Genomic DNA, 4,870 nt, shown 5'->3' on the forward strand with positions numbered 1-4,870 from the left:
GGTCGGCAGCAGCCGACTAAGTGTCGCGGTGTCGATTTCGCTGACCAGCGAATCCCGGTCCGGCCAGCGAGTGTAGACCCCTTCGACGTCGGTGAGCATCAACAGCTTCTCGGCGCCCAGCGCTTCGGCCAGCGCCGCCGCCGCGGTGTCGGCGTTGATGTTGTACACCACACCGTCGGTGTCCGGCGCCAGCGTGGACACCACCGGAATGCGCCGCGCTGCAATCAGATCCAACACGGCAGCGGCGTTGACCTTGGCGACGTCGCCCACCAGCCCGATGTCGGTGGCCACCCCGTCGACAGTGACGCGGCGCCGCACCGCAGTGAACAGCTGCGCGTCTTCACCGGTGATACCGACGGCGTAGGGTCCGTGCGCGTTGATCAGGTTGACCAGTTCCCGGCCAACTTGACCGAACAGCACCATGCGCGCGACATCGAGCACTTCCGGTGTGGTGACCCGGAATCCGCCCTTGAAACCGCCCGCGATGCCGAGGCGCTGCAACATCGCCGTGATCTGCGGTCCGCCACCGTGTACAACGACGGGATGGATGCCGCAGTTGCGCAGAAACGCCATGTCGGCGGCGAACGCATACTTGAGCGTGTCGTCGCTCATCGCGTTGCCGCCGTATTTGATGACGACGATCTTGCCGTGCAGCTGCTTGAGCCAGGGCAGGGCCTCGGCGAGCACCTGCGCTTTGACCTGGGTCGGCAATTCGCTGGTCGTCATGAGCTATACCACCGCCGACGATGCAGGGGGGACCCCCAGCCGCGAAGCGGCGAGGGGGACGAAGCGATGAGGAGGAGGCGGATCATGAGCTGTAAGCCGAGTTCTCTTCGACGTAGCCGTGCGACAGGTCGGTGGTGCGGATGGCGCCGTGACCACTCCCTAGCCCGAGGTCTACCGTGACGTCGATGTCGGTTCCCGACAGGTCCACCTCCCGAGCTTGGGGCGTCCCGACACCGTCGACGCACACGGCAAAACCGTTGAACGACACGGTGATCCGCTCAGGATCGAGCTGCACCGGTGCCATGCCCACGGCCGCGAGCACCCGGCCCCAGTTCGGGTCGGAGCCGAACAACGCGGTCTTGACCAGGCTGTCGCGGGCGATCACCCGAGCTGCGGTGACGGCCTCGTCCTCGCTGGCCGCACCGGTCACGGTGACGGTGATGCGCTTGGTGACACCTTCGGCGTCGGCCTGCAACTGCGCGCACAGGTCGTCGCAGACCCGAAGCACCGCATCGTCGAGATCGGCTCGGCTGGGGACGATTTCGCTTGCCCCCGATGCCAGGAGGAGCACGGTGTCGTTGGTGGAGCAGGTTCCGTCGATGTCCAGGCGGTCGAAAGTGACGGCGGTGGCTCGCCGCAGCGCCTGGTCGAGCGCTGCAGCGTCGGCCACGGCGTCGGTGGTCAGCACGCACAGCATGGTGGCCAGTGACGGCGCCAGCATCCCGGCGCCCTTGGCCATTCCGCCGACGGTCCAGTTGTCGGGATGATGCAGCGCAACCTGTTTCGGCACGGTGTCGGTGGTCATGATGGCCCGTGCCGCGTTCTCGCCGCCGGTGAGCCCGCCTGCCATCTCGTGGACGACTTCCTGAACGCCGGCCAGCACCTTGTCCATCGGCAGCCGGTCACCGATCAGGCCCGTCGAGCAGACGGCGATTTCGATGGCGCCGGTCTCGCTGCCCCAGTCCGACAGCGCGGCGGCGAGGGCCTCGGCGGTGGCGTGGGTGTCTTGGAAGCCGGCGGGGCCGGTGCAGGCGTTCGCGCCGCCGGAGTTGAGGAGCACCGCGCGCAGCCGGCCGGTGGTGAGGACCTGCTGGCTCCACAGCACGGGTGCGGCCTTGACGCGGTTGCGGGTGAAGACGCCCGCGGCGCCGTAGTCGGGGCCCTCATTGAAGACCAGCGCGAGGTCCAGTGCCCCGGAGGGCTTGATCCCGGCGGCGATGCCCGCGGCCCGGAAACCCTCGGGCGCGGTGACGCCCTGCGATCGCACCAGCCGAGCAGTGGCGGCCAGGTCGGTCACGGCGCCACCCCGACTACTGGCAGGCCTTCGGTTTCCGGCCAGCCCAGCGCCAGGTTCATCGACTGGACGGCGCCACCGCCTGTGCCCTTGACCAGGTTGTCGATGGCGGCGATCGCCACGAACGTGGCGGCGTCCTCGTCGACCGCGACGGCGATGTGGGCGGCGTTGCTGCCGATCACCGCACCGGTGCGAGGCAACTGCCCCTCGGGCATTAAGTGCACGAAAGGTTCTGTGCTGTAGGCCTTTTCGTAGGCGGCGCGCAGCTGCGAGAGCGGCGCGCGGCTTGGCGCGGTGCAGGTGGCCAGGATGCCGCGCGACGTGGGGATGAGCACCGGGGTGAACGACGCGGTGACTTTCCGGTCGCTGACTTTTTGCAGCTCCTGCACGATTTCGGGGGTGTGCCGGTGGGCCCCGCCGATGTTGTAGGCGCGCGCCGATCCGATGACCTCCGCGCCGAGCAAGTCGGTCTTCGCGGCACGACCAGCCCCCGACGTGCCGCTGACGGCGACCACCGTGACTGCGGGTTCGACGAGGTCCTCGGCGACGGCGGGCAGCAGGGCCAGCAGCGCCGCGGTCGGATAGCAGCCCGGTACCGCGATGCGACGGGCACCACGCAGCTGCTCGCGGGCGCCGGGAAGTTCGGGCAACCCGTACGGCCAGCTGCCGGCATGCGGCGAACCGTAGAAGCGCTGCCAGGTCTCCGGTTCGGTGAGCCGGAAATCTGCGCCGCAGTCTACGACCAGCGTCTGCGGATCCAGCTGCTCGGCTAGCGCCGCCGAGTACCCATGCGGAAGCGCCAGGAATACGACGTCATGGCCGTGCAGCACGTCGATCTCGGTCGGTTCGAGCACCCGCTGAGCTAGCGGCAGCAGGTGGGGATGCTGCTCGCCGAGCGTGCTACCGGCGTTACCCGCCGCGGTGAGCGCGCCGATCGTGAACCGGCCGACGGCGTAGGCGGGGTGGCCAAGCAGCAGTCGCAGAATTTCGCCACCCGCGTAGCCGCTGGCGCCGGCCACCGCCACTCGCAGGGTCATCCTGCAATATTTGCATGACTATGCATTGCGTTGCAAATCCATTCCGGTGCCAGTAGACGCCAAAGCCTCCCGACTCGGCGACGAACCGGGACGTTTGCGTCTGCTCGCCAGGAAGCGGTTACGTGCGCAGGACGGCGCCCACCCGCTCGGCAGCGCGGCGCACGGCGGCATCACGGGCGGCGCTGGCGTCGTCTTCGGTCAACGTGCGATCCGCTGCGCGGAACCGCAGCGCGAAGGTCAGCGACTTGCGGTCGTCGCCGATCTGCGGTCCGGTGTAGACGTCGAACAGCCGGATGTCCTCCAGCAGCTCGCCCGCGCCCTCGCGCACCGCGTCTTCCACCGCCTGGGCGGCGACGTCGGCGCCGACCACCAGGCTGACGTCTTGAAACACCGCCGGGAACGGCGACACGGTGGGTGCGGGCAGCCTTTCCACGAGGGGGATGGCATCCAGATCCAGCTCGGCCGCGCAGGTACCGGGCGGCAGCTCGCCGCGCTCGATGACCGCAGGGTGCAGCTGTCCGGCGTGGCCGACGACGGTGTCGCCGATGAGCACTTCGGCGCACCGGCCCGGATGCCACGGCAGATAGTCGGCGGCCCGCAGGGTCACCTCGACGCCGCAGGCGCCGGCGATGGTCCGAACCGCCTCGAAGGCGTCGGCTGCTTCGGCCCGCCGCCCGGGGCCCCACGGGCCGCGCGGTTCCCGCAGGCCGGTCAACACCACAGCGGCATGCTGCGGCTGGCGCGGCAATGACGCGTCGAGCATGGCGATCTCGTCGTCGGTTGGCCGGCGGTCCACTGGGATGACGCCGACGCTGCGGCTCTGGAAATTCGGATGCACCACCTGCGCGATCGCGAACAACGCGACATCGACGATTCCTCGAGAGACGTTGCGCGCCAACGCTTCTAGTAGCCCGGGAAGCAGCGTGGTGGCCAGATGCGGGCGATCCGCCTCCAGCGGATTGAGCACCTGCGTGGTGGTCCGCCGGGGATCGTCGGCGGGTAACCCCCAGCGGTCGAAGATGCCCGCGGGCAGAAACGGTGTGGGCAGGACTTCAACGTAACCGGACAGCGCGAGCGACTTGCCGATCGCGCGGCGGCGCTTTTGCCTGCGGGTGAGACCCCGGCCGGCGGGCGCCGCCGGCAGCACCGACGGGATGACGGCGAAGCCTTCCAGCCGCAGCACTTCCTCGACCAAATCGGCGGGCTGCACAAGATCGGGGCGCCAACTCGGCGGCGTCACGGTGAGCCCGTCGCCGTCGGTGGCCACCGCAGCGCCGATCTGGGTCAGCCGCCGCGCGGTTGTGCCCGATGGATATTCGACGCCGGCCGTGCGGTCGGGCAGGTCGGTGGCCATCCGGATGGGCGGCAGCGACCAGTCGTCGCGCGGCGGGTCGCCCCGCCAATCGGTCAGCGTCGGCGACACCGTGCCGCCGGTGATCTCAGCCAAAAGCGCGGCGCAGCGGTCCAGCGCGGCCACCGAGATGGCCGGGTCGACGCCGCGCTCGTAGCGGCGGGCCGCCTCGCTGCCCAGGTGCAGCCGCCGCTGGGTGCGCGACACCGCGGCCGGATCCCACACCGCTGCCTCCAAGAGCACATCGGTGGAGCCCTCGTGCGTCTCGGTGCTGCTCGACCCCATCACTCCGCCGATCGCGGCAGTGGCGACGTCGTCGACGATCAGCACGTCGCCGGGCTCGAGTCGGCGCTCGACGTCGTCGAGGGTGGTCATGGTTTCACCGGGCCGGGCGAACCGCACGGCCAAGCCGCCGGTGATCCGCTCGCGGTCGTGGGCGTGCATGGGGTGGCCCAACTCCAG

General features: G+C 69.7%; 4 protein-coding genes. All 4 read right to left on the reverse strand.

Translation table 11 applies throughout. The features are described from left to right. Positions 1-726: acetylglutamate kinase (gene argB, locus VFA16_RS05485; protein WP_324966842.1), on the reverse strand; the 726-nt coding region annotated here is incomplete at its 3' end. 82 nt (positions 727-808) lie between these two features. Further along, complete coding sequence (gene argJ / locus VFA16_RS05490) at positions 809-2,023, reverse strand: bifunctional glutamate N-acetyltransferase/amino-acid acetyltransferase ArgJ (protein WP_324966843.1); 1,215 nt, start codon at positions 2,021-2,023, stop codon at positions 809-811. Continuing rightward, positions 2,020-3,057: an N-acetyl-gamma-glutamyl-phosphate reductase gene (argC, locus tag VFA16_RS05495; RefSeq protein ID WP_324966844.1), complete on the reverse strand. Its 1,038-nt coding sequence runs from the start codon at positions 3,055-3,057 to the stop codon at positions 2,020-2,022. The genes argJ and argC overlap by 4 nt, the downstream gene beginning before the upstream one ends. 118 nt (positions 3,058-3,175) lie before the next feature. After that, positions 3,176-4,870, reverse strand: a 1,695-nt coding sequence (locus VFA16_RS05500; RefSeq protein ID WP_324966845.1) for a phenylalanine--tRNA ligase subunit beta, incomplete at its 5' end; no start/stop codon positions are given.

Origin of the sequence: Mycobacterium sp. (assembly GCF_035653355.1) — a bacterium.
In the GTDB taxonomy this organism is placed as follows: Bacteria; Actinomycetota; Actinomycetes; order Mycobacteriales; family Mycobacteriaceae; genus Mycobacterium.

Coding starts and splice junctions, on each gene's coding strand:
- argC (WP_324966844.1), bottom strand. CDS start 3,057: ATGACCCTGCGAGTGGCGGTGGCCGGCGCCAGCGGCTACGCGGGTGGC.